The following is a 22457-nucleotide window of genomic DNA, read 5'->3' as shown; positions in this document are numbered from 1 at the left end:
GAATATCTCACCTCCTTTCAATAATATCCTGAACGGTATTATATACTGATGATATGAAACCCGATCTGCCGCATTTCGCAAAAACAAAATGCCCACTTTAGTAAAACACCTGGCTTCACTTTGCGGTACACTAGCCTTCTTTGTTCCACAAACATCAGGCATTCCATGACCGATTTAATTGCACGTCCCCGCCGCCTGCGCAAGTCACCTGCACTGCGCGCTATGTTTGAAGAGACAACCCTGACCTTAAACGATCTGGTGTTGCCGATTTTTGTCGAAGAAGAGATCGATGACTACAAAGCCATCGAAGCCATGCCGGGCGTAATGCGCATTCCGGAGAAATATCTGGCGCGTGAGATCGAACGTATCGCCAACGCGGGGATCCGCTCGGTGATGACCTTCGGCATCTCTCACCATACCGATGCCACCGGCAGCGACGCGTGGAAAGAAGATGGCCTCGTCGCCCGCATGTCCCGCATCTGCAAAGAGACCGTGCCGGAAATGGTGGTAATGTCAGATACCTGCTTCTGCGAATACACCTCTCACGGCCACTGCGGCGTGCTGTGCGATCACGGCGTGGATAACGATGCTACCCTGCTTAACCTCGGCAAGCAGGCGGTTGTGGCTGCCGCTGCGGGTGCGGACTTCATCGCGCCCTCTGCCGCAATGGACGGACAGGTTCAGGCGATCCGTCAGGCGCTGGACGCGGCGGGCTTTACCGACACCGCCATCATGTCTTACTCCACCAAATTTGCCTCCTCCTTCTACGGCCCGTTCCGTGAAGCTGCGGGCACAGCGCTGAAGGGCGATCGTAAAACCTATCAGATGAACCCGCTTAACCGTCGGGAAGCGATTCGTGAATCCCTGCTTGATGAAGCCCAGGGTGCAGACTGCCTGATGGTGAAACCGGCTGGTGCGTATCTTGATATCCTGCGCGACATTCGCGAGCGCACCGAGCTGCCATTGGGCGCTTACCAGGTCAGCGGCGAGTACGCAATGATCAAATTCGCCGCGCTAGCCGGTGCGATTGACGAAGAGAAAGTGGTCCTCGAAAGCCTCGGCGCCATCAAACGCGCAGGCGCGGATCTGATCTTCAGCTACTTCGCGCTGGATCTGGCTGAGAAAAAAATCCTCCGCTAATCTTCACCAAACTGCAATACAACCGACATCTGCTCCTTCTACTGTCTTCGCAAGACGGCAGGAGGAGTAACCATGTTTAGCCTCGATAGCGTTCTCGACGATCTTTGGCCTCAGGCGAGGCCTGCACCCTGGCAAAAAAGTCTGTTAAAAAGACTGTTTTACGAAGACGAATTTCAGCAATTTGCCGCAGCCCACCGCCACCTGAAAGGGCTGGATATGGTGGAGCAAGTTCTGGAACACCTTGATATTCTCTGCACCGTTTCCGCCCGCGATCTCGAACAAATCCCCGAACATGGCCCGCTGGTCATTATTGCCAACCACCCGACGGGTACGCTGGACGGGCTGGCGCTGATGTACGCCGTCTCCCGCGTGCGTCGCGATGTTAAAGTCGTGACCAACCGGATGCTGACTCACCTTGAGCCCCTCAGCTCGCTGTTTATTCCGGTGGACAATATGGGCGGCAGGACGGCGAAATCGTCCCTGGTTCAGATGGAACAGCATCTGCAAAACGCAGGCGTGCTGATCTTCTTCCCGGCCGGAGAAGTTTCCCGCCCCACGCGTAAAGGCATTCGCGATAAAAAATGGCACTCCGGCTTTATCAAACTCGCCAGCAAGCTGCGCGCCCCGCTGCTGCCGGTGCATATTCAGGCGCATAACAGCCTGCTCTTTTATGCCAGTACGCTGGTCTCCCCGACGCTGTCGATGCTGTTATTGATGCAGCAGATGTTCCGCCGCCGCCACAGCCAGCTGCCGATTAAAATCGGCCAGCAGATTGCGTGGCATCACTGGCACAGCGCCACCCTTTCGTCGCGTGAGATGGCCGAGCAGTGCCGTCAGCACGTGATGCGTCTTGGCAAGGGAGTGCCCGGCGTCTTTAAAACCCAGTGCGCGATTGCCCGTCCGGAAGACCGGGCCACCCTGAAACGCGCGCTGGCGCAGGCCGAATGTCTGGGCAATACCAGCGACGGTAAAACCATCTATCTTTGGCAGCGCAACGGTCAGGAAGACGCCCCGCTACTGCGCGAGCTGGGCCGCCTGCGCGAGATTGCCTTTCGCGCGGTGGAGGAAGGGAGCGGCAAGCGCCGGGACACCGACTGCTACGACGATGATTATCTGCACCTGATCCTGTGGGATGATGAGGATCTGGAGATCGTCGGCGCGTATCGCTTTATGCCGACCGCCAGACAGGTTGAACGTCGCGGTCTGGAAGGGTTGTACAGCTATAGCCTGTTCCACTACGACGACAAAATGCAGGACGTGCTGGAGCACGGCATTGAGCTGGGGCGCAGCTTTATTCAGCCGCGCTACTGGGGACGCCGCGGCCTGGACTATTTATGGTCCGGCATTGGGGCTTACCTGGCGCGTTATCCGAACTATCGTTACCTGTTTGGCCCGGTCTCAATTTCCGGGGGGTTACCGCCAGCCGCGCGGGATCTGCTAGTGGCCTTTTACCGTCTGTGGTTCCCGGCGACGCATCCGCTAGCCGCCTCGCGCCAGCCGTATCCCGCGTCCCTGCCGGACGTGCTGGCGCAGTTTGGCGGCGTGGATTACGTAGACGACCTGACAAAGCTGAAATCCCTGCTCGGCAATCTGGGCTGCGGCATTCCGCCGCTCTACAAGCAATATTCCGAGCTTTGCGAGCCCGGCGGCGTGCAGTTTATTGATTTCGGCAGCGACCCGGCGTTTAACAACTGCGTTGATGGGCTGGTGCTGGTGGATTTGTGTTACCTGAAGGCGAACCGCTACCAGCGGTATATTGAGGCGCACCTTTAAGTGTGCAGTTTTTTGTAGGCCGGGTAAGGCGTAGCCGCCACCCGGCCTACGGGTACTACAGGATCATGGGCGGTAAAACGGCTTATCGCCCAAAATCGTCGCCCGCTGCATAATCCGGCGCTGCGGCAGATAGTCCGCATTGGCATAATGCTGCGTCACGCGGTTATCCCATATCGCCAGGTCATTCTCCTGCCAGCGCCAGCGCACCTGAAACTCCGGCTTGGTAATATGCGCGAACAGGAATCCCAGCAGCGCATCACTCTCTTTCTCGGACACGTCCACAATGCGCGTGATGAACCCTTCGTTCACGAACAGCGCCTGCTTGCCGGTGACCGGATGGGTCCGCACCACCGGGTGCAGCAGCGGAGGATGTTTCGCAACCGCCTCCTGCCAGCGCTGATGCTCCTCTTCGCTTTTGCGATACTTGTATTCCTGGAATGATTTTTTGAAGTCGTGCTCCGCCCGCAGCCCGCTCAGCAGCGTCCGGAGCGGCGCGGAGAGCGCCTCATACGCCGCAATCCCGCTGGCCCACAGCGTATCGCCCCCCGTATCCGGCAGCAGCTTCGCCGCCAGAATCGCCCCGGCGGGCGGCGTCTCGATAAAGGTCACGTCGGTATGCCAGTTGTCGTTATCCGGCGGGTTATCGTTGTGGGTGTCCAGAACGATAATCTCCTCCACACCTTCCGCATGCGGATAGACGGGGTGGATATGCAGATCGCCAAAGCGCAGGGCCAGCGCGCGCTGCTGCTGCGGGGTGATCGCCTGCTCGCGCAGGAAAACGACCTGATGACGCAGCACCGCGTGGTACAGCTGCTCGAACTGGTTATCGCTCAGCGGACGGGTCACATCCAGGCCCGATACCTGTGCGCCAATGTATGGCCCCAGCGGGGTAATGGTCAGACGTTCACTCATTGTATTTCTCCATGCCAGGGCGTCAGGCGGCGCTGTAACGCGCGCAGCCCCAGTTCTAATCCGAAGGCGATCGCGGCGATCGCCGCGATCCCTGCCAGCACCACGTCAGTCGCCAGGAACTCTCCCGCCGACTGCACCATAAACCCAAGGCCGCGCGTGGCCGCAATCAGCTCTGCCGCCACCAGCGTGGACCAGCCCACGCCGAGGCCGATGCGCAGCCCGGTTAAAATTTCCGGCAGCGCGCCCGGTAAAATCACGAACAGCAGCACCTGCGTGCGGCTGGCCCCCAGCGACTGCGCCGCCCGGATCCGCACCTGCTGGGCGCTCTTCACGCCTTCCAGCGTTGACATTGCAACCGGCGCAAAGATCGCCAGATAGATGAGTAAAACTTTGGGCGTTTCACCTATGCCGAACCAGATAACCACCAGCGGCAGCCAGGCCAGCGGCGGCACCGGGCGGTAAAGCTCGATCAGCGGATCGAGGATGCCTCGCACCGTCGGGCTCAGCCCCATCGCAATACCCACGGGAATGCCGATGATGACGGCAGCCAGAAGCGCCACCAGAATACGCGCCAGACTTGCCCCAAGATGCTGCCAGAGCGTGGCATCCATAAAGCCCTGCGGCCCGGCGATGGTAATGAGTTTGGCCAGCACCTGGCCCGGCGGGGGCAGAAACAGCGGGCTGATCCACTGCTGGGCAGCAACCGCCCACCACACCGCCAGCAGCACCAGCAGCGTACCGACGCTCAACGTGATTTGGCGCGAGAAAGGCCAGCGCAGCGCCAGACGCGTGCGGCGCGTTTTTTCACTGAAGACGATGCTCATGAGAAGGCCTCCCGTTGTTCAAACACGCGGCTTAAAACGTATTCACGCTGTTCGATAAACAGCGGATCGGATTTAATGCTGCGCACGGGTTCTCCCGCGACGTAGCGGCGGGCGAAATCCAGCGGCAAACGCTCAAGCACGCGGCCCGGCCCCGGCGAGAGCAGCACCAGCTCCGTCGCCATAAACACCGCCTCTTCGATATCGTGGGTAATCAACAGCACCTGCTTGCCCGTCTCGTGCCACAGGCGCAGCAGCAGGGTTTGCATCTGCTCGCGGGTGAAGGCATCCAGCGCCCCGAACGGCTCGTCCAGCAGCAACAGCTGCGGATTAGCTGCCAGCGCGCGGGCAATACCTACGCGCTGCCGCTGGCCGCCGGAAAGCTGCCAGATTAAGCGTTTTTCCGCCCCTTCCAGCCCCACTTTTTTCAGCATCGCCCGTGCCGTTTCCAGCCGCTTTTCGCGGTTGATGCCCGCAAGCTGCAGCCCAAACGCCACGTTTTCCTGCACGTTGCGCCAGGGGAGAAGCCCTTCATTCTGGAAGACCACGCCGCGCTCGGCGCCCGGGCCTTCCACCTTTTTGCCTTCCAGTTGGATGGTGCCATGCTGATAAGGGACAAACCCGGCGATCAGATTCAGCAGCGTGGTTTTTCCGCACCCGGACGGGCCCAGCACCACCAGCAGCTCACCGCTGTCCAGCGTCAGGTTGATCTCCTCCAGCGCGGGCTTACCGCCGTAATCGGCGTACAGGTTCGTAATATTCAGCATGGCGGACTCCTTATTTCACAAAACGATCGGTCACGTACTGGCTGTAATCCGCTGCCACCGCAGGCACTTTGCCCTGCTCTTTCAGGAAGGTGGCGGTATCCACAATCGCTTTGTTCACCGGCCCGGTCAGCTGCTGCACCTGCTGCGCGGGCGTCAGATAGGTATTGCCTTTCACCAGCCCCGGCACGTCCGCTTCCGGCACGCCGCTCAGGCGAGAGAGTTTTTCCAGGTTGGCGGGCTGCTTCAGCCATTCATCCGGGTTAGAGATGTACGGCTGCTGGGCGTCAATCGCGCTTTTGGCGAAGGCTTTCACCACCTCTGGATGCTTCTCAGCGAAGTCTTTACGCACGACCCACACGTCGAGGGTTGGCGCCCCCCACTGGCCCACTTTTTCAGAGTCGGTCAGCACGGTGCCGTCTTTTTCCAGCTCGTTCACGGCCGGTGCCCAGACGTAGGCCCCGTCAATATCCCCGCGCTGCCAGGCGGCGATAATCGCCGGCGGCTGCAGGTTGATAATTTGTACCTGACCCGGCTTGATGCCCCAGTGTTTGAGCGCCGCCAGCAGGCTGTAGTGGGTGGTGGAGATAAACGGCACGGCAATGCGTTTGCCGATCAGATCCTCAGGTTTGGTTATGTTCTTCTTCACCACCAGCGCTTCAGAGTTACCGAGTTGCGAGGCGAGCAGGAAAACCTCAATCGGCACCTGCTGGCTGGCCGCAACCGCCAGCGGACTGGATCCGATATTGCCGATCTGCACGTCGCCGGAGGCTAACGCACGCACCACGGAGGCGCCGCTGTCGAACTTACGCCAGTCGACTTTCGCACCGCTCTCTTTGGCAAAAGTGTTGTCCGCCTGCGCGACTTTCGCCGGTTCCGCAGAGGTTTGATACGCGACGGTGACGTCCACCGCCTGCGCCTGAAATGCCCACAGCGCCAGTGCGCCGAGAAGTGTGATTCGCGATGAAATTGCCATAGTGCCTGCTCCCCTTGTTGTTATGAGGGCAGTATTTCCGGCGCGGGAATTTTGATAAAGGAATAAAAATGAATCGCTCATAACGATTCGTTTTTAGATAAAAAGCGGGAAAGGATAGTTGGTTTTGTGCGGTTGTTTTTTTTCCCTCTCCCGTGGGAGAGGGTCAGGGTGAGGGCATCAGCGCTTCGCGGTAAGCTCAGCAATATCCTTCGGCGTGGTGCGACAGCAGCCGCCAATCAGCTTCGCTCCGGCGTCCAGCCACTGGGGCAGATACCCCGCCAGCGTCTCGCACGCTTCGCCGTGGTGGTGCCAGGTTTTAGTTACCGCGTCATAGTGCTCGCCCGAGTTCGGGTAGACCACCAGCGGCAGCGACGTCAGGCTTTGCAGATGCTTCAGCGCCGCCGTAGTGTTTTCCAGTGCGATGCAGTTAATGCCCTGCGCGACGATCTGCGGAGAGCTTGCCAGCACGCTGACCACCTCGCGCAGCGGCGTACCGTCGCTCAGGTGCTCGCTGTCGCGTAAGGTGAACGAGAACCACGCCCGGGCGCGGGGATATTCAGACAGCAACGCCGCCAGCGCCTTAATCTCCTCAAAGGATGGTAGGGTTTCGCAGGCCAGCAGGTCAGCGCCCGCATCCAGCAGCGCTTCCACTCGAGGACGATGGAAGGTGGTGAATTCTTCCGCACTGCGCACATAGTCGCCGCGATACTCTGAGCCATCCGCCAGATAGGCGCCGTAAGGCCCAACGGAGCCCGCTACCAGCAGCGTACCCGCGTGCGGATTTTCAGCCAGATACGCTTCGCGCGCCTTACGCGCCAGCTCCACGCTTTTACCAATCAGCGCGCGGGACTGCGCCTCGTCCAGACCTCGCGCCGCAAACCCCGCAGGCGTGGCCTGATAGCTGGCGGTGATCGCCACCTGCGCGCCCGCTCGATAGTAGTCGAGATGCACTTCGCGGATAAGATCCGGGTTTTCAACCAGCACTTTGGCAGACCATAGGCTGTCTGCAAGGTTACAGCCGCGCGCTTCCAGCTCCGTTGCCATCGCGCCATCCAGCACCACAAACGGCTGTTTTTCAAGGATGGCGATAAGCGGGTTATTCTGCGACATGTTCAGGCTCCTGCGATGTCATATTTCGGGTCAGGTAGTACGCACCATAACACAGGGCGACAAACGGAAGCCCGCAATAAAGGGCAATGCGCTGGCTCGGGTCAAACCACAGGCCGACACAGGCCACCACGCAGAGGATAAAACCGAGCACCGGCACCAGCGGATACCACGGCGCGCGATACTGCAGCGCAGAGAGCGGCTGCCCGGACTGCAGATGACGGCGGCGGAAAACGAAGTGCGACGCGCAGATGCTGATCCAGACCGCCACCACCGCAAAGCCAGAAATCGCCGAGAGCGCGACAAACACCGTGTCCGGGGCCACGACGCTGGAGAACAGCGCCAGCACGCCGCCGAGCATAGAGACCGAGAGCGCCGTCAGCGGCACGCCGTTTTTGTTCACGCGGGCAAAGCAGCGCGGCAGCGTTTTCTCGTTCGACAGCGACCACAACATGCGCCCGGAAGCGTACAGGCCCGAGTTCGCCGCCGAGAGGATCGCCGTCAGGATCACGAAGTTAACGATGTCTGCCGCGTAAGGAATCCCGACCTTTTCAAACACCAGCACGAACGGGCTCTTTTCCACGCCCGCCTGCTGCATCGGGATCAGCGCCGCCAGCACAAACACGGTGCCGATAAAGAAGATAATCAGGCGCGCGATGGTGGTGCGGATCGCAACCGGAATCACCTTGTGCGGATTTTCCGTTTCGCCCGCTGCGATGCCGATGAGTTCTGTCCCGGAAAAGGCAAAGTTCACCGCCACCATGGTCATCAGGATCGGCAGGCCGCCGTGCGGGAACCAGCCTTCGGCAGTGATATTGCTTAAGCCCGGCGCGGGGGAACCGTCCTGCATCGGGATAAAGCCAAAGACCGCCGCCCCGCCAAGGATAATAAAGGCGATGATGGTAATGACTTTGACCAGGGAGAACCAGAATTCGCCTTCAGCAAAGAAGCGCGTCGAGATGACGTTCAGGCCAAAAATCACCACGCAGAAGACCACGCACCAGGCCCAGACGGGCACCTGCGGGAACCAGTACTGCATGCAGAACCCGGCGGCGGTAAAGCTCGAGCCGAGCGCCACCGTCCAGGTGAGCCAGTAGAGCCACGCCACGGTGTAGCCCGTCGCCGGGCCAAGATAGCGGGCGGCATAGACGTGGAACGCGCCGGTTTCCGGCATCGCCACGGAAAGTTCGCCCAGACACTGCATCACCAGCCAGACCACCAGCGCGCCTATCAGGTACGCCAGCAGCGTCCCTGCCGCCCCGGTCGTTGAAATGATGTAGCCGGTATTGAAGAATAACCCTGTCCCAATCACGCCGCCCAGCGAGAGCATAATCAGGTGGCGTGTTTTCATGGTGCGCTTAAGCTGCCCATTTTCTTGTTGTTTTTGCATATTACCTTCTATACGTATGGACATCTAAACATCCAAAGAAGGTGTGTTATACCGCGATTGTTAATAAAAAGCTAGATGACAAGACGCAAACGGGCACGCCTCGCGCTGAGTCTGGGGTGGGTTGTGAGGATCACATAGAGAATCGGACGCCAGGCCATAAGCACCTCCGCAAGCAGATACTTACAGCATGGTGCGGGAAGCGGCGATCTTCGGTCAGTCGAAAGTGGTATCCGTGAAGAGCGGATTCATACCGCTACACTGCCCGCCCCCTGACGCAAAGTTGGTAATTCTCACAATCAGTTCTATAGTCGACACAGTTTCTTAGTAACCAGGATTGACTGATGCGCTTTAACGGACTGACCAAAGGTTTCTTTATCTTTATTCTTGCCCTCGTGACCTGGGCCTTCTTCGACGTGCTGTCGCCCTACTTCTCCGCGATACTCTGGGCTGCCATTCTGACCGTCATCTTCAACCCGGTAAAAAACAGGCTGCGCGCAGCGCTGGGGGATCGCAACGGGCTTGCCTCGCTGTTGACCATTGGCATTATCTGCCTGATCGTCTTTATTCCGTTGATGGTGATCCTCTCCTCGCTCGCCATTGAGCTGAACGTGGTGTATACGAAGCTCCAGGAGAACAACACCCAGTTCCCGGAAGTGGTGGCGAGCATCTTTAACCATCTGCCTGACTGGGCCAGCGGCTTCCTGGCGGATCATAACCTGACCAACGCGGCGCAGATCCAGAAAAAACTCTCTGATGTCGCCCTGCAGGGCGGGCAATATCTTGCCGGCAGCGCGTTCCTGATTGGCAAGGGGACGTTTGGCTTTGCGATTAGCTTCGGCATCATGCTGTATCTGCTGTTCTTCCTGCTGAAAGACGGCCCCTATCTGGTGCGCCAGATCCTTGATTCCCTGCCGCTGTCTGATTTCGCTAAACAGCACCTGTTCGCCAAATTCGTCGGCGTTTCTCGGGCGACGGTAAAAGGCACGGCGGTGGTCGCGGTGGTGCAGGGCACGCTCGGCGGGATTGCGTTTGCCATTGCAGGCATTGATGGCAGCGTGCTCTGGGGCGCATTGATGGCCTTCCTCTCGCTGGTGCCCGCCATCGGCTCGGCGATTATCTGGGTGCCCGCCGCAATATTCCTGTTCGCCACCCATCAGCTTTGGCAAGGGCTGTTTATTGTCGGCTTCTTCGTAATTATCGTCGGGCTGGTGGACAATATTCTGCGCCCGCTGCTGGTGGGGAAAGACACAAAAATGCCGGACTACCTGATTCTGATCTCCACCCTCGGCGGCATGGAGCTGTACGGCATTAACGGCTTTGTGATCGGGCCGCTCATTGCCGCGCTGTTTATCGCCTGCTGGAACCTCTTCTCTGGGCGCGATCACGAAGGTAATGCCGAAGAGCTGGACCCCGACTTCATCGAAGAAGGAAAAAATCCTCCAGAATTGTGAGGATGTGACGATATACACCACACCAGGCGGCGCTGTGCCGCCTTTTTTTTCGCCTTAAATCAGACGTTTTCTATAATTTGAAAGAACGCCATCCTACTCATGTCGTAAAAGGATCATCTGGTGCGAATCGCGACGATAACCAACTGGGCCTATGGTGCCACGGTCTGCCTGACCATCGCCTCCGGCATCATCATGCTGATGGCGTCCAGTGCTGATACCCTCGAGCGTCAGGCCGTTGAACAACGGCAGATGTTCGATCAGCTCACGGAAGATATTGAAATCGATATCTGGGCGCAGTCTGATTTAGCACGGCTGTACGTCATTAAAAAAGATCCACAGGTTCTCAGGGAATATAACCAGGCAGAAAACAGCCTGAAGAGCATCGAGCTTCGGCTGGAAAAGTTGCAGGATAATGGCGCATCGGATGAAGAACTGGCCCTGCTGCATGAAGGAATAAAGATTGTCGATGAACTGCAGGACGAGCAGCAGACGGCACTAACGAGCGCGGCGCAGGGAGAAGATGCTAAGGCCGTTGCGCTGCTCTACGGCGCGCCCTATGAGCTGGAGCTGGAGCGCGCGCAGAGCCAGCTCGATCACTTCCGCCAGATACTCGACAAACGCGTCATCGCCTCCGTTCAGGACGCGACAAAAAAATCGAAAGCGCTGCGTACGGCCTCTGAGCTGATGGTCGGCCTGACCGCCCTGCTGTTCCTGTTTGTTCTCGGCTTTATATTGAAGCGCCGCGTGCTGCGCCCCGTGGTGCGCCTGAGCGACGTGGTGCACCGTCTGGCATCCCAGGATTACGCGGTTGAAACGCCCAATTTCCAGCAGATTGATGAGATTGGCGATATGGCCCAGGCCATCCGCATCTTCCGCGAAAACGGCCTGGCGCGACAGCGTCTGGAGAAAGAGCGCGATGCCGACTGGGCCATCCGCGAGCTGCTGGCGCGCATGACCCAGCGGCTGCAGGGGTGTGAAAACTTTAACGATGTGATTAACGTGGCGGAGCTGTTTGCCCCCAATATCGCGCCGGGGATCGCGGGCCGACTCTACGTCCTTGACCGGGAGCCGTGGCAGATGCGCTGCGTCGCGCAATGGCTTTCACCGGTTGGTGAAGAGATAAGCTTCCATCCGGACGAGTGCTGGGCCGTGCGCCGCGGGCAGAGCCACCCGCCGGTAAACGGTGAGCCGGATGTCGCCTGCTACCATCTGCCGTCCTCCCAGGCGGAAAGTTCCCTGTGCGTGCCGCTTATCGCCCAGGGCGAGGCCATTGGCCTGCTCTCCTTCCAGAATATTACGGCGGACAACGCCCCTTCCCGCGCCTATCTGGAACTGATGGCCGAAGCGCTTGGGCTGGCGCTGGCCAACCAGCGTCTGCGCGACGCGTTGCTGGAAAAAGCCTTGTTCGACCCGCTCACCGGACTGCGTAACCGTCATCATCTGGAAGATACCCTGCAAACCCAAACGGCACAGGCGTTACGCACCGGCGAACCGTTAAGCTGCATGATGATAGACATCGATCACTTCAAGAGCATCAATGACCGATTCGGCCATGAAGCGGGCGATCAGGTAATTAAAAGCGTGGCGTCAATCGTTCAGCGGGTCGCACATGACAACGGACTGGCGTTCCGCTACGGGGGCGAGGAGTTTTTGGTGCTGCTTTCTGGTGCCGATGAAGCAGGCGCGTATGCCTGTGCGCAGAAGATTTACACCGGCGTACATGAGCTGTCGCTTCGCTACGGACTGACCGAGATTGGGCCGGTTGATGTGTCGATTGGCATTGCCAGCTACCCTCAACATGCCCAGACCGACAACCTGCTGCGCGCCGCGGATGTGGCGCTATACCGGGCAAAAGAGCTGGGACGCGCGCGGATTGTGAGTTTTGGGATGCTGGAGGCGGTTTAGCCGGTCAACAGATCGATTATGGCTCTGATTACTGCCGGCGAAGGCACTCACTGGCCAGATATGCCGGCAATACCTCTGAAGGGGGAACAGATATTTACCCCGAGTCGCTTCCATGCTTCCACGGCACGAACAGCCAGCTAAGCGCTGAGCTTAAACCTTCCCCCCACAGGCGCAAAGTATAAACTTTTCGTGATATTCTTTTTTTTGCCTGCCTGGCTTATATACTCGAAAATAATCGTGACCGGCTCGAAAAAATACTTAACACGAATATTTCCGTTCTCAACATAAGTGCCACTACGATTATTTACACCTAATCGTCTTCTCTATTATCTCTGAATTATGAATGTTTCGCTTTCATTATTGGGCCTAACGGGTATTACATTTCTGCTATGGAAAAACGTCTATGTATAAGCTGGATTTCAAATCCCAAAAAACCTGGGGAGCGCTGGCGTCGATTGCTGTCATCGCTGGGGTATTAGCATCCGTATTGGCGTGGACTGCGGGTTGGTTCGGATCTCGTACCGTCAGTCAGTCGTTAGTGTCAGAAACACCGAAACCGTTTCCAGCCGGCTTTCGTCGTGCGCACGGGAAAGGCATCTGTTTTGCGGGTACGTTCACGCCAGACGGTGCAGCAACGTCTTTATCAACCGCACGCCTCTTTTCCCAATCAAAAACCCCCGTTGTAGGACGATTCTCTATTGGCACCGGTAACCCACATGCCGCGGATACCTCGACGAAAACGCTGAGCATGGCGCTGTTGCTTAAAACGGATGACAAACAACAATGGCGTATGGCAATGAACAACGTGCCATTCTTCGCAACACGGGATCCTGAAGGATTTCTCGCCATGCCAAAAGCGCTCGCGGTAGATGGGTCTACCGGCAAGCCGGATCCGCAGCGCCTTGCGGCATTTTTAAAAGCGTATCCCGAGGCAAAGAAATACCTCGCGTGGGCGGCACAAACCCCGGCTCCCGGTAGCTTTTCCGGTGCGACGTTTAACAGCATTAATGCTTTCTACCTTGTCGATGCTCAAGGCCATAAACAGCCGGTACGCTGGATGATGCGCCCGCACGATCTGTTTATGCCTTTGGATGAGACGGTACGGCAGAAAGTCGATCATGACTTCCTTTTCGAAGGTATCAGCCAGAGACTGGCACAGAAACCAATCTACTGGGATATGGTATTGCAGCTCGCACAGCCGGGCGATCCGGTGGATGACCCTTCCCAGCCATGGCCGGACGATCGCAAAAAGGTGGTAGCCGGCACGCTGGAAGTGACGCGCGTCGAAACACAATCCACAGGCGCGTGCCGCGACGTTAACTTTGACCCTTCGATTGTTCCTGCAGGCGTTGCGGTGTCTGATGATCCCATCTTAAACGCCCGCTCCGCGGCCTACTCCCACTCTTTCAGCCGCCGTGAGCGGGAAATCGGCTACGGCAAGGCCACCGAAGCCGTGCAAAAGCAGGAGGTAAAATGAGCTCGAATAAAGACATGCGAGAGCACGCGCCGCAGCATTTCAATACCCTGGCGCGAAGCCTGCACTGGCTGATGGCGGTGATGATCCTGGCCATGCTTTTCATCGGTACCGCGATGATGACGTCGTTACATCACCGGATTTGGTTAATCGACCTGCACCGGCCGCTGGGTATCGCCATTTTACTGCTGGCACTGGTGCGTCTGGTCAACCGGCTTCTTAGCCGGACGCCGCCACTTCCTGCCGATTTGCCCATCTGGCAGGTGCTTGCAGCAAAGGCATCACACTGGATACTGTATGGGTTAATGCTGGCAATGCCGCTGCTGGGGTGGGCGCAACTGTCGGCAGCGGGCCTGCCAATCGTAATGTTTGATGGCGTCAACCTGCCGGCGATTGTCCCCACCAGTCCAGTGCTGTATGCCTGGTGTCACGATGCCCATAGCCTTCTGGCAAAGTTGCTTTTTGCTGTGGTGCTGGTCCATCTCTCTGCCGCACTCGTCCATGCGTGGATCTACCGGGACGCAGTGTTTGCCAGCATGGCGAAAGGGGGATCCAGGAGGACATGAAGTAAGGCAAGCGCTATGGGACACGCTCAATCGGAATGTTAGTGTCCTCGCTTATCATCGTGATCCTGAAACAGCGTACACCCCGGGGCGCGTATTTAGTCTCCAGATTCGCGCCCCCAAAAAGCCACGGGCCCCCCAAAATTGTCGTCGAAGTTAATATCAATCAATTAAAGCGATTATTTTTTAAACAGAAGAGCATTCATGCCCGCAATTTTAGCTTTTATCAAAAAGTTAAGCGTCGCTCGAGTATCAAAAACCCTGTCACCCACAACGCATAACCCATTGATTAAACTGTGTTTACATCAATAAAAACGATAAAAACCCTTACTCCCCAACAAAATATATCAACTCGTGTGATATCTAAATTATAATTCTTATACTTCTGTTAAAAAGGTGGAGGCCAAAATGCGATTAACCCTACTGCTGTTATGCTGTCTGGTACAAAGTGTAACCTGGGCTGGCGAACTGCCAAAACCAGTTGGTAAACCCATTTTAACGATTTACGGTAATATAGAAAATACCAATGAAAATGGAAAAGCAGTGTTTGATCTCGCCAGCCTTGAAAAACTGGGTGTGGTGAGTTTCGAGACGACATCCCCCTGGTATAATGGACGTACAAAGTTTGAGGGTGTCCCCATGAACAAACTCATGGATTATGTGGGTGCGAAGGGGACTAACGTTAATGTTATTGCGCTCAATGATTACTCTACCGTGATCCCTCTCAGTGATTTCAAAAAATACAACGCCATACTTGCTTTAAAGGTCAATGGCGAATATATGCGCATCCGAGACAAAGGGCCATCTTTCATTGTTTACCCCTATGACAGTCTTCCTGAGTTGAATAATCAGATTTATTACTCGCGATCAGCATGGCAGGTTAGCAAAATGAAGATTGAGTAGCCGTTCAGGAGAACATAATGAACAGGATACTGGTTGGTATCATTTTTTCTCTTTTTATCACGACAGGATATATTGCATTTCTTGTTTACGATCGACAGCAGGAATTGCAAAAACTGACTCAATACACTGAGTCCTGGTCCGTGGCACAACTGGTATCAGAGTATTACCGTTTTGAATCATGGCTTGGTCTATACGCAACCGATACTGATGACGTTACGATAGACCAGGTCCGCATGCGTCTCGAAATTATGCTAAGCCAGAGCGATTTAATGAAGGGGGGAGATTTAGGCCGCTATATTGACAGCGATAAAGCGCATCAGGAACTCGCTATACGCTTAGAGAAAATACTGACCTATCTGGATAGCCATCTTGAAAAAATGAGCCATCCGGAGTTACAGGCATATCTGACAAATATGCATGATCTCGATGCGCCGCTAAGTCAGCTTTCTGCAACGGCATTGACGAAAGATATTAACACGGTTAATGAATCCAACCATAAAATACAGATCCTGTACTATATTTATTCCGTACTTTCATTACTCCTTGTGATTTTAAGCTTTATTCTGGGTTTCTTAATGATCTACCAGAATAAAAACATTCTCAAAGCACACATGCAGGTTAAAAGCCTTGCCGACGAACTTCAAATATCAAAAGAAAAACTGCAAATTCAGAACTCGAAGCTGGAGTATGATGTTTATCATGACTCCCTCACCGGCATGAAAAACCGCCTTTTCTTCTGGGACGATCTCAACAAAATTACTCTTCAGGCCGATAAAAACCACACCCCTGTCACGGTAATGCTATTTGATTTAGACCGATTCAAAGAGGTCAACGATACCTATGGCCATGATGCCGGAGATTTGCTGTTGAACCAGGTATCCAGACGCCTCACCTCAATGAGCAGCGCCACTGATACATTTTACCGTTTGGGCGGAGACGAATTCGCTCTGCTTTCCAGCGGCCTCACCGAAACAGCAGCCGTTTCGCGCGCCAAAGAGATAAGCGAGCATATCAGCCAGCCCTATACGATTAATAACCAGCTGATAAAAATCGCCACCTGTGTGGGTATCGTGTTATCGGATAATGAACGGCGCTCTGATTATCTTTATAAATTTGCCGATCTGGCGCTCTACGAAGCCAAAAAAGAGGGTTCACAGCAGATAAAAGTCTTCCGTCAGTGGATGCTGCAAAAGCTGCAGGAAAGTAGAACCCTTGAACATGATATGGCACTGGCGATCGATAACCATGAGTTCGTTGTTTATTATCAGCCTATTGTCGATTCATTCAGCAATGAAATTTACGGCTACGAAGCGCTGATTCGCTGGATACATCCGGTGAAGGGGATACTGTCACCTGATTACTTTATCTCTGTCGCTGAAAAAACGGGGATGATCAATCAGATTGGCAAAAATGTGCTTGAGCTTGCCTGCCGGGAAGCGGTCTCATGGGCGGTTCCGGCCAGGATCTCTGTGAACGTCTCACCCGTTCAGCTGGGCACGAAATCCTTTACGGCGATGGTACAGTCCATCCTGAAGGAGACAGGACTTCCGGCAAACCGTCTTGAATTAGAGGTTACGGAGTCTTCGCTCTTCAGTGACAGCAATACGCCGATCACTATTCTCAAAAAGCTCAGAACGCTCGGTGTAAAAATTTCTATCGATGATTTCGGAACGGGCTATTCGTCGCTATCAAGACTGAGTGAACTGAATTTTGATAAAATTAAAATCGATAAATCCTTTGTGAACCCAATATCCACGCAGGATGATGCCCTTAATATCGTTAAATTGATTACCGGCATGGCGAAGAGCCTCAATATGAGAGTCATTGCAGAAGGCGTTGAAACCGAAGCGCAGCTTGAACGTCTTCAGGCGCTTGGCTGCGATCTCGTTCAGGGATACCTGTTCGGAAAACCACAGGCTGAGATTGACAGGAAGATTAGGTACGGTTGAAATGGTTGCGCGGTTGTTTCTGGCCCAAAACCCTTCAGGTGATTGATAATCAAAGGTTATAATATGAAAAAAACAGCCCCGGACTATACGCCTGTTGATTTATCTCGTTGGGCAAGGAAAGAGCATTTTGAAGTCTTCCAGTCATTTGCTGAGTGTACAATTAACCAAACGGTTCTGATCGACATCACCGCGCTGCGAAAACATATCAAAGAGGTGGGCTGGAAGTTTTACCCTACGATCATTTTTCTCCTGTCTAAAATCATGAACCGGCATCCTGAGTTCCGTATGGTCATGAAGGACGATGAGCTTGTCATATGGAATGAAGTTCATCCCAGCTACACCATCTTCCACCCAGAAACGGAGACCTTTTCGTCATTGTGGAGCCACTTCGACGGCAATATTCATCACTTCCAGAACACGTATGCAGAAGATACGGCGCGCTATGGCAATAACCTTTCATACTGGCCTAAGGAAGAGACCCGCGAAAACGTCTTTTTCGTCTCGTCTATTCCGTGGGTAACGTTTACGAACTTTACGATGAATATTGCGCATATGAAGAACTTCTTTTCCCCAATGTTCACGTTTGGTAAATACTACGAACAGGATGGAAAAGTGCTGTTGCCTCTCGCGGTGCAGGTCCATCATTCGGTGTGCGATGGTTTCCATGTGGCAAGGATGTTTAATGAGTTGCAGGTGATGTGTGATGGTTTGCCGGCGCTATCGAAGGAATGTAATGGCTAATGCGCAAAAAATGAGCATGCTCTTTATCTTAAGTTATAGAGTATCAGGGTGATGCTTTTCTGTAACTCATCCTTCCGCTCGTCAAGCTAGTAGACAAAGCTCCTCTCCTGTCAGCCCTCTGTTTCTTTCAGGGGTATTTTACCGATCATTTTCCACCATTTTTTTGCAGTGGTAATCAGTAATCGTAACCGGATATCCATAGCTTTTACCCGCCGCCTTTGGCCTCGATAGCATTTTTACACACTGCTCCAGTGTAAGCTTATGGCACGAGTAATGTTTCCATGAGACAGGCGCCCCCCCTGCCTTGTGTATTAATCCTGTGATTAGATACATTTTTCCTTTCTCAATGCTTCTATATAGATAATATTAATTACTGAAACTTATACTGAGTCAACCAATCCAGCATTAACAATCTTTTGTTGTTTCAGGTTCCGAAATATATTTAGCTCAGTCCAACCTGAAAGCCAGACCATCAACATATGACTTACAGCGATATATTCTGTAAGAAATAAATTATGAACGCTTACGCTCTCAATGCCTGCAGACTTTTTGACAGCACGGTAATGTCTTTGGACTACTTTAGCATCTTTACTGCTGGCCTTAATCCAGGTGACATAAGTTTCAACACCCTTTGAAATTAATTCCATACTTCTCTGAGCCGCAGAAGTTAATGTGGAATGAACATTATAATTGTAATTGAGTGAGACCTGTGTTGTTCTTTTCCGTAAAGAGTGAAGATCTGTTCATACGAATCCATTCTTCAAGAAATTGTTTTTATCAAATATATCTTGCGGGTGAATGATGTTTGCATCTACCTTATAAAAAAGACCAGCAATACCCAGTGCAAAATATTGATTATCAGAGATAATATAAACTCTACGCAAAATAAACATCCTGTTGTACGTTTTTCCTGCCACGCCTGAAATAATTATTATCTCTGATTCCGTGACGATTTTCTTAATATTTTAGCGGGAGATTATGCACTCCACGTAGAATCCCTCTTTCAATCGTAATATAACCACCTGTTTTAAGATCTGATAATATACGCATTATACTGCTTCGGGACATGCGGGTTTTACAGCGGATATAGTTCTCAGCCGTAATGAGCTCCCTAATTTCACTCGGCTTTGCCATCAATTCAATCAACTGATGGCGGATTGAATCATAACTATTAGGCGTCGATAGTCTGTAAATGACTTCTGATACAGATGAAATAAGCGCCATTTGATAACGTGCGAACTCTTCCCATAAATTTTGAGTCGATAATAAATTAAACAATGCTTCTTTGGAAACGATCGCAACCTCGGATGTTAATAATAGTTTGATGACATATTCTGTTTCACTGTCTTTAATGAGTGGTATGTAACCTCTTAGTGTTGGCGCATCAAAAATTTCCAGTAATACTCCGTCAGGATACCGATACAACGAAACCGCACCGCTTTTAATGAAATAACATTTTTCATTATGTTTTTCATTAATAGTAAACCGAGTATTTGCACCATAATTCTCATAATTCAAAAATGGTTCAATTTTTTCCATTATCACTTTAAGATAATGGGTATCAGTGCGGGTTGATTTTTTTTTCATAGTTGCAACCAAAACAAGCCAGTAAGTATAATATATAGCACAGGTTTTGCATTTATCAACTTAATGCTTATGTTTTAAGGTGATGGACTTCAACTGTTCGCACCAGCAGTTTACAGACGTTGCATCAAAAAATATAAGATTCATATTTTTATCAAGGATCAGGGGTATACAGGGATAATGCTCAGGTTTCCCCTCATTCAGAAGGGCACTCACTTCACCTTCGGCAAAGATACTCAGATCAAAAAAACGCAAATACCATTTTTTAAACTCCTCAAAGGAGTGGAGGACAATAAGCGTCTGTTTTTCCGTTTTTAAGTTAATCACGGTTTGCATAAATCTCCCGTTGAACCTTTTATACGATATCAGATAATGCTCTTAAGCATAGCCTTAAGGCGCAGAAACTCAAATTATTATCGAGTCCAAATTGGGATCTATGGTAAGCACCCCTTAAATATATAAGCAATTGAAATACAAATATTTTTATTAATCCCTAATTTATAGACATACAGAATTGTCACTTTTTTGCATTAGTCACATAATAACAGCATAAAAGAATTTTATCTTTTGGCTTTACTTAATGAAAGCATAGCAATAGCAGACGCTGACCAATCATTATTATGGGCATGGATTTATTTTTTATATTTTAATTCGTTTAAAATAAAAAGTTGGTTCATTACCACAATTCACGAGGTCACAATGAATCCTAACTTATGTAAATTCTCGGGTACAAAGCAAACCACTCGCATTCAGTGAGATAAAAAAATGCCTGGCTTCGTGATTGAGATGATTTTGACGTTCCCAGTTCTGCTGTAAAAATTAACAGGGAATGCCCCCCTCGCTGAGTCATAACTTCATCCGGAAAGCTTTCCGGTGAAAAAATTCTGACATACGGCCAAAACGAATAACGTTCTGCGCCCATTTTGCCGGGCTGAGATACCGTTTCCGGCATGCGTAAAATACGCCTGCTGGTGTTCCAGAAACCGTTCCCCTTCCCAGCCTGACTGCGTCCTTCTGCTTCCCCACAGCCCCCACCTAAACATCCGCACATGATTGATCCTCAGTATGGTGCCGTCGACGTTCACCGTGCTGTTTGGGCCACCCGACGTGTCGGTCATACGCAGCGCGGACCGGCTATCGGTAACAGGATCTGACCATGGTAACGAGGCAGAAGAATATCTACGGACATGATCCCCTTCTTTGTTACCTTTGAAGTAAAAATTAAGAATGAGACTGCCAGAAAGTTCACACCTTATCAGGGTGACCTGCCCCCAGGATTAGATACAACCTTCAGTTAGTAATGTCGGTTGGTTTTTCTTCATATTTCTTGTTTCGCCAGTCCGTTGCCAATTCAGCTGGCGTCTGGTAGTCCAGCGATTAATGGGGACGGCACTCGTTATAATCCAGCCGCCAGTCATTAATCGTTTTCCGGGCATGAAGAATATCGCTGAACCAGTGTTCATTCAGACACTCATCGCGAAAGCGTCCGTTAAAACTCTAAATAAATCCGTTCGGCGTTGGCTTACCTGGCTGGATAAGCGGTAGTTCCACACCATGCTAAAAGGCCCATTGATCAAGTGCGCGGCAGGTAAACATACGCGCAGTGCTCGCCCGCGTCGAACTCGATTCTAATCTTTGTGTTCTCTTCCCACTCTTCCAGGCGTTCCACCTCGGCTCGAACTACCGGAAGGCTTTCTTCCAGCGCGGCAATACTCTTTTTGTAGAATCGACGAAACAGGCTAGTTTTTTTACGTTGCAGCAAGTCAGTTTGTCGTATTTTCTCCTGACGGGCCTCTAACAGGTCAGCGCGGATCTCCTTCTGTTGCGCGTTGGCCGTTATGATTAGATCACGCAGCGGCTTCAGGCCTTCACTAGTCAGACGCTCGACGGCGGCACTTCGGATCATGTGGTCGCCTTCGTCAGGCACGTAATAATTCGTCGCCTGCGGGTCAATATAGCGCAAGTTTTGGCGATGATGCTGTTGCTGGTTGCCGAACTTATACAGATCTTGAGTGAAAGAAATACCACTCCCTGGAATGCCGACGGTCGCCCGTTTTCCGCGTTTGCCGACGTTTACGGTTGCTCCCGGCGCGCCGAATGACGCGCTAAATCCATGTTTTCCAATATTCAAGCGCACGCCAGGGAACAGCATGAATGGCTGCCGGAAACGTAGTCCCATTTTTTATGCTCTCATTTGCTTTCTGAAGGTGCGCGAGCGCGCCGCCTGCCTAACGCCGTATAGCTGCGTGTTCGTCGTTTGGCTGATTACTATATTTGCCTAACAGACACACCAAATGTACCTGTGATACACACCAAAGACAGGAACTATTTTAAAACGGCCACGATTGTGGCCATTCGTTTGATCACTTTAGCCCTGCCTCGTCGTCAGCCTTATAAACCATGCGAATGCTGTACCCCTGGTAATTGGCCTGTTCGGCATCTTGAAAAAGTTTTGTACGCACACCGATATGATCACCTTCGAGTTTTTCGGACTCCCAAAATGCGCGGAAACTTTCAAAACGTTGGTTAGTCAGACCGTGGCCGGTGACATAACAAACACGCTGCATATTGCGCCCGTTGGACGTAGTTTTTTTGATGTAGGTCATTCGCCTTTTGTCCTCTGAATTTCATTATGTAACTCGCAAAGTAAAAAATCTTTTTGCGCTTTTCATCATCGATGACGCTCTGCTTCGCGCCATTTTTTATGGTGTCGTAATTCCCACGTCGCGACGATGTTCGCCTGTTGCCATAGTCCACGCTGTTCTGCCGAGCTTCCTGCTCGATTGAAGGAAGCTCGGAATCAATGTTGTACTTCAGATAAACCCAGGCTGCACCAGCGCGGATTATTTCGCAGTTAATCTGTTTATCGTCGCTGTTTATGACAAGGCCCAGCATGCGCCCATAGCGATCTGGTTTGTCGTATGCAATAGATACTGAAGCAAATCACTGCATAGGTGAAAATGCTATGGCAACAGCAGAGCCTTTAGGGCTCTACTTACCTCAA

General features: G+C 52.8%; 22 protein-coding genes and 1 pseudogene. 9 read left to right on the top strand and 14 right to left on the bottom strand.

All coding sequences use genetic code 11. The features are described 5' to 3' along the window. Window positions 1-165: 165 nt before the first annotated feature. Window positions 166-1140 carry a porphobilinogen synthase gene (gene hemB, locus F0320_RS04245; protein ID WP_028017695.1) on the top strand — a complete coding sequence of 325 codons (975 nt, stop codon included), beginning with the start codon at window positions 166-168 and terminating at the stop codon, window positions 1138-1140. Between the two features lie 72 nt (window positions 1141-1212). Beyond that, window positions 1213-2913 (top strand): lysophospholipid acyltransferase family protein, encoded by a 1701-nt coding sequence (locus F0320_RS04240; protein WP_047650401.1) that lies wholly within the window; start codon window positions 1213-1215, stop codon window positions 2911-2913. A 63-nt stretch (window positions 2914-2976) separates the two neighbouring features. Here F0320_RS04240 and tauD read toward each other — a convergent pair whose 3' ends face one another. The 6 genes from tauD to mmuP all read right to left on the bottom strand — a co-directional run bounded on the left by tauD (window position 2977) and on the right by mmuP (window position 8883). Next, window positions 2977-3825 carry a taurine dioxygenase gene (tauD, locus tag F0320_RS04235; RefSeq protein WP_047650400.1) on the bottom strand — a complete coding sequence of 283 codons (849 nt, stop codon included), beginning with the start codon at window positions 3823-3825 and terminating at the stop codon, window positions 2977-2979. Further along, complete coding sequence (tauC, locus tag F0320_RS04230; RefSeq protein ID WP_126329135.1) at window positions 3822-4649, bottom strand: taurine ABC transporter permease TauC; 828 nt, start codon at window positions 4647-4649, stop codon at window positions 3822-3824. The genes tauD and tauC overlap by 4 nt, the downstream gene beginning before the upstream one ends. Beyond that, on the bottom strand, window positions 4646-5413 hold the full coding sequence (tauB, locus tag F0320_RS04225; protein WP_047650398.1) for a taurine ABC transporter ATP-binding subunit: 768 nt from the start codon (window positions 5411-5413) through the stop codon (window positions 4646-4648). The genes tauC and tauB overlap by 4 nt, the downstream gene beginning before the upstream one ends. Window positions 5414-5423: 10 nt before the next feature. After that, entirely contained in the window at window positions 5424-6386 is a 963-nt protein-coding gene (gene tauA, locus F0320_RS04220) for a taurine ABC transporter substrate-binding protein (protein ID WP_023293188.1), read from the bottom strand. A 177-nt stretch (window positions 6387-6563) separates the two neighbouring features. Next, window positions 6564-7496 carry a homocysteine S-methyltransferase gene (gene mmuM, locus F0320_RS04215; protein WP_047650397.1) on the bottom strand — a complete coding sequence of 311 codons (933 nt, stop codon included), beginning with the start codon at window positions 7494-7496 and terminating at the stop codon, window positions 6564-6566. Beyond that, on the bottom strand, window positions 7483-8883 hold the full coding sequence (mmuP, locus tag F0320_RS04210; RefSeq protein ID WP_047650396.1) for an S-methylmethionine permease: 1401 nt from the start codon (window positions 8881-8883) through the stop codon (window positions 7483-7485). The genes mmuM and mmuP overlap by 14 nt, the downstream gene beginning before the upstream one ends. Window positions 8884-9224: 341 nt before the next feature. Between mmuP and F0320_RS04205 the strand changes: the two genes are divergently transcribed. The 7 genes from F0320_RS04205 to catA all read left to right on the top strand — a co-directional run bounded on the left by F0320_RS04205 (window position 9225) and on the right by catA (window position 17869). Continuing rightward, window positions 9225-10334, top strand: coding sequence for an AI-2E family transporter (locus F0320_RS04205; RefSeq protein WP_047650395.1), 1110 nt, complete (start codon window positions 9225-9227; stop codon window positions 10332-10334). A gap of 120 nt (window positions 10335-10454) precedes the next feature. Continuing rightward, a complete protein-coding gene (locus tag F0320_RS04200) occupies window positions 10455-12239 on the top strand; it encodes a diguanylate cyclase (protein WP_126329136.1) in 1785 nt (594 codons plus the stop codon). Between the two features lie 403 nt (window positions 12240-12642). Next, entirely contained in the window at window positions 12643-13716 is a 1074-nt protein-coding gene (locus F0320_RS04195) for a catalase family peroxidase (protein ID WP_047650393.1), read from the top strand. Then, complete coding sequence (locus F0320_RS04190; RefSeq protein WP_047650392.1) at window positions 13713-14279, top strand: cytochrome b; 567 nt, start codon at window positions 13713-13715, stop codon at window positions 14277-14279. The genes F0320_RS04195 and F0320_RS04190 overlap by 4 nt, the downstream gene beginning before the upstream one ends. A 405-nt stretch (window positions 14280-14684) precedes the next feature. Continuing rightward, window positions 14685-15179, top strand: coding sequence for a molybdopterin-dependent oxidoreductase (locus tag F0320_RS04185; protein ID WP_047650391.1), 495 nt, complete (start codon window positions 14685-14687; stop codon window positions 15177-15179). A gap of 17 nt (window positions 15180-15196) precedes the next feature. Continuing rightward, window positions 15197-17128 (top strand): putative bifunctional diguanylate cyclase/phosphodiesterase, encoded by a 1932-nt coding sequence (locus F0320_RS04180; RefSeq protein WP_047650390.1) that lies wholly within the window; start codon window positions 15197-15199, stop codon window positions 17126-17128. A 63-nt stretch (window positions 17129-17191) separates the two neighbouring features. Continuing rightward, entirely contained in the window at window positions 17192-17869 is a 678-nt protein-coding gene (gene catA / locus F0320_RS04175; RefSeq protein WP_047650389.1) for a type A chloramphenicol O-acetyltransferase, read from the top strand. 138 nt (window positions 17870-18007) lie between these two features. Here the strand turns inward: catA and F0320_RS21765 are convergent, their stop codons facing one another. The 8 genes and pseudogenes from F0320_RS21765 to F0320_RS21760 all read right to left on the bottom strand — a co-directional run bounded on the left by F0320_RS21765 (window position 18008) and on the right by F0320_RS21760 (window position 22348). After that, window positions 18008-18202, bottom strand: a complete 195-nt coding sequence (locus F0320_RS21765; protein ID WP_072015499.1) for a DUF1187 family protein — start codon at window positions 18200-18202, stop codon at window positions 18008-18010. 47 nt (window positions 18203-18249) lie between these two features. After that, window positions 18250-18516, bottom strand: coding sequence for a hypothetical protein (locus tag F0320_RS04170; RefSeq protein ID WP_126329137.1), 267 nt, complete (start codon window positions 18514-18516; stop codon window positions 18250-18252). Between the two features lie 310 nt (window positions 18517-18826). Beyond that, complete coding sequence (locus F0320_RS04165) at window positions 18827-19456, bottom strand: helix-turn-helix domain-containing protein (RefSeq protein WP_072015498.1); 630 nt, start codon at window positions 19454-19456, stop codon at window positions 18827-18829. Window positions 19457-19516: 60 nt separating this feature from the next. Further along, window positions 19517-19789, bottom strand: a complete 273-nt coding sequence (locus F0320_RS04160) for a hypothetical protein (RefSeq protein ID WP_047650388.1) — start codon at window positions 19787-19789, stop codon at window positions 19517-19519. Window positions 19790-20743: 954 nt separating this feature from the next. Continuing rightward, a pseudogene (locus tag F0320_RS04155) lies at window positions 20744-21049 on the bottom strand (integrase core domain-containing protein); the annotation flags it as partial. After that, window positions 21027-21605: a DUF4236 domain-containing protein gene (locus F0320_RS04150; RefSeq protein ID WP_233443233.1), complete on the bottom strand. Its 579-nt coding sequence runs from the start codon at window positions 21603-21605 to the stop codon at window positions 21027-21029. The pseudogene F0320_RS04155 and the gene F0320_RS04150, both read right to left, overlap by 23 nt. Window positions 21606-21816: 211 nt before the next feature. Beyond that, window positions 21817-22059 (bottom strand): hypothetical protein, encoded by a 243-nt coding sequence (locus tag F0320_RS04145; protein ID WP_047650387.1) that lies wholly within the window; start codon window positions 22057-22059, stop codon window positions 21817-21819. Continuing rightward, window positions 21980-22348 carry a thermonuclease family protein gene (locus F0320_RS21760; RefSeq protein WP_072015497.1) on the bottom strand — a complete coding sequence of 123 codons (369 nt, stop codon included), beginning with the start codon at window positions 22346-22348 and terminating at the stop codon, window positions 21980-21982. The genes F0320_RS04145 and F0320_RS21760 overlap by 80 nt, the downstream gene beginning before the upstream one ends. Window positions 22349-22457: the final 109 nt, after the last annotated feature.

Source organism: Enterobacter dykesii (assembly GCF_008364625.2).
GTDB classification, from domain to species: Bacteria; Pseudomonadota; Gammaproteobacteria; order Enterobacterales; family Enterobacteriaceae; genus Enterobacter; species Enterobacter dykesii.
The sequence above is the reverse complement of the archived record's forward strand: the minus strand, read 5'-3'. Positions and strand labels throughout refer to the sequence as shown.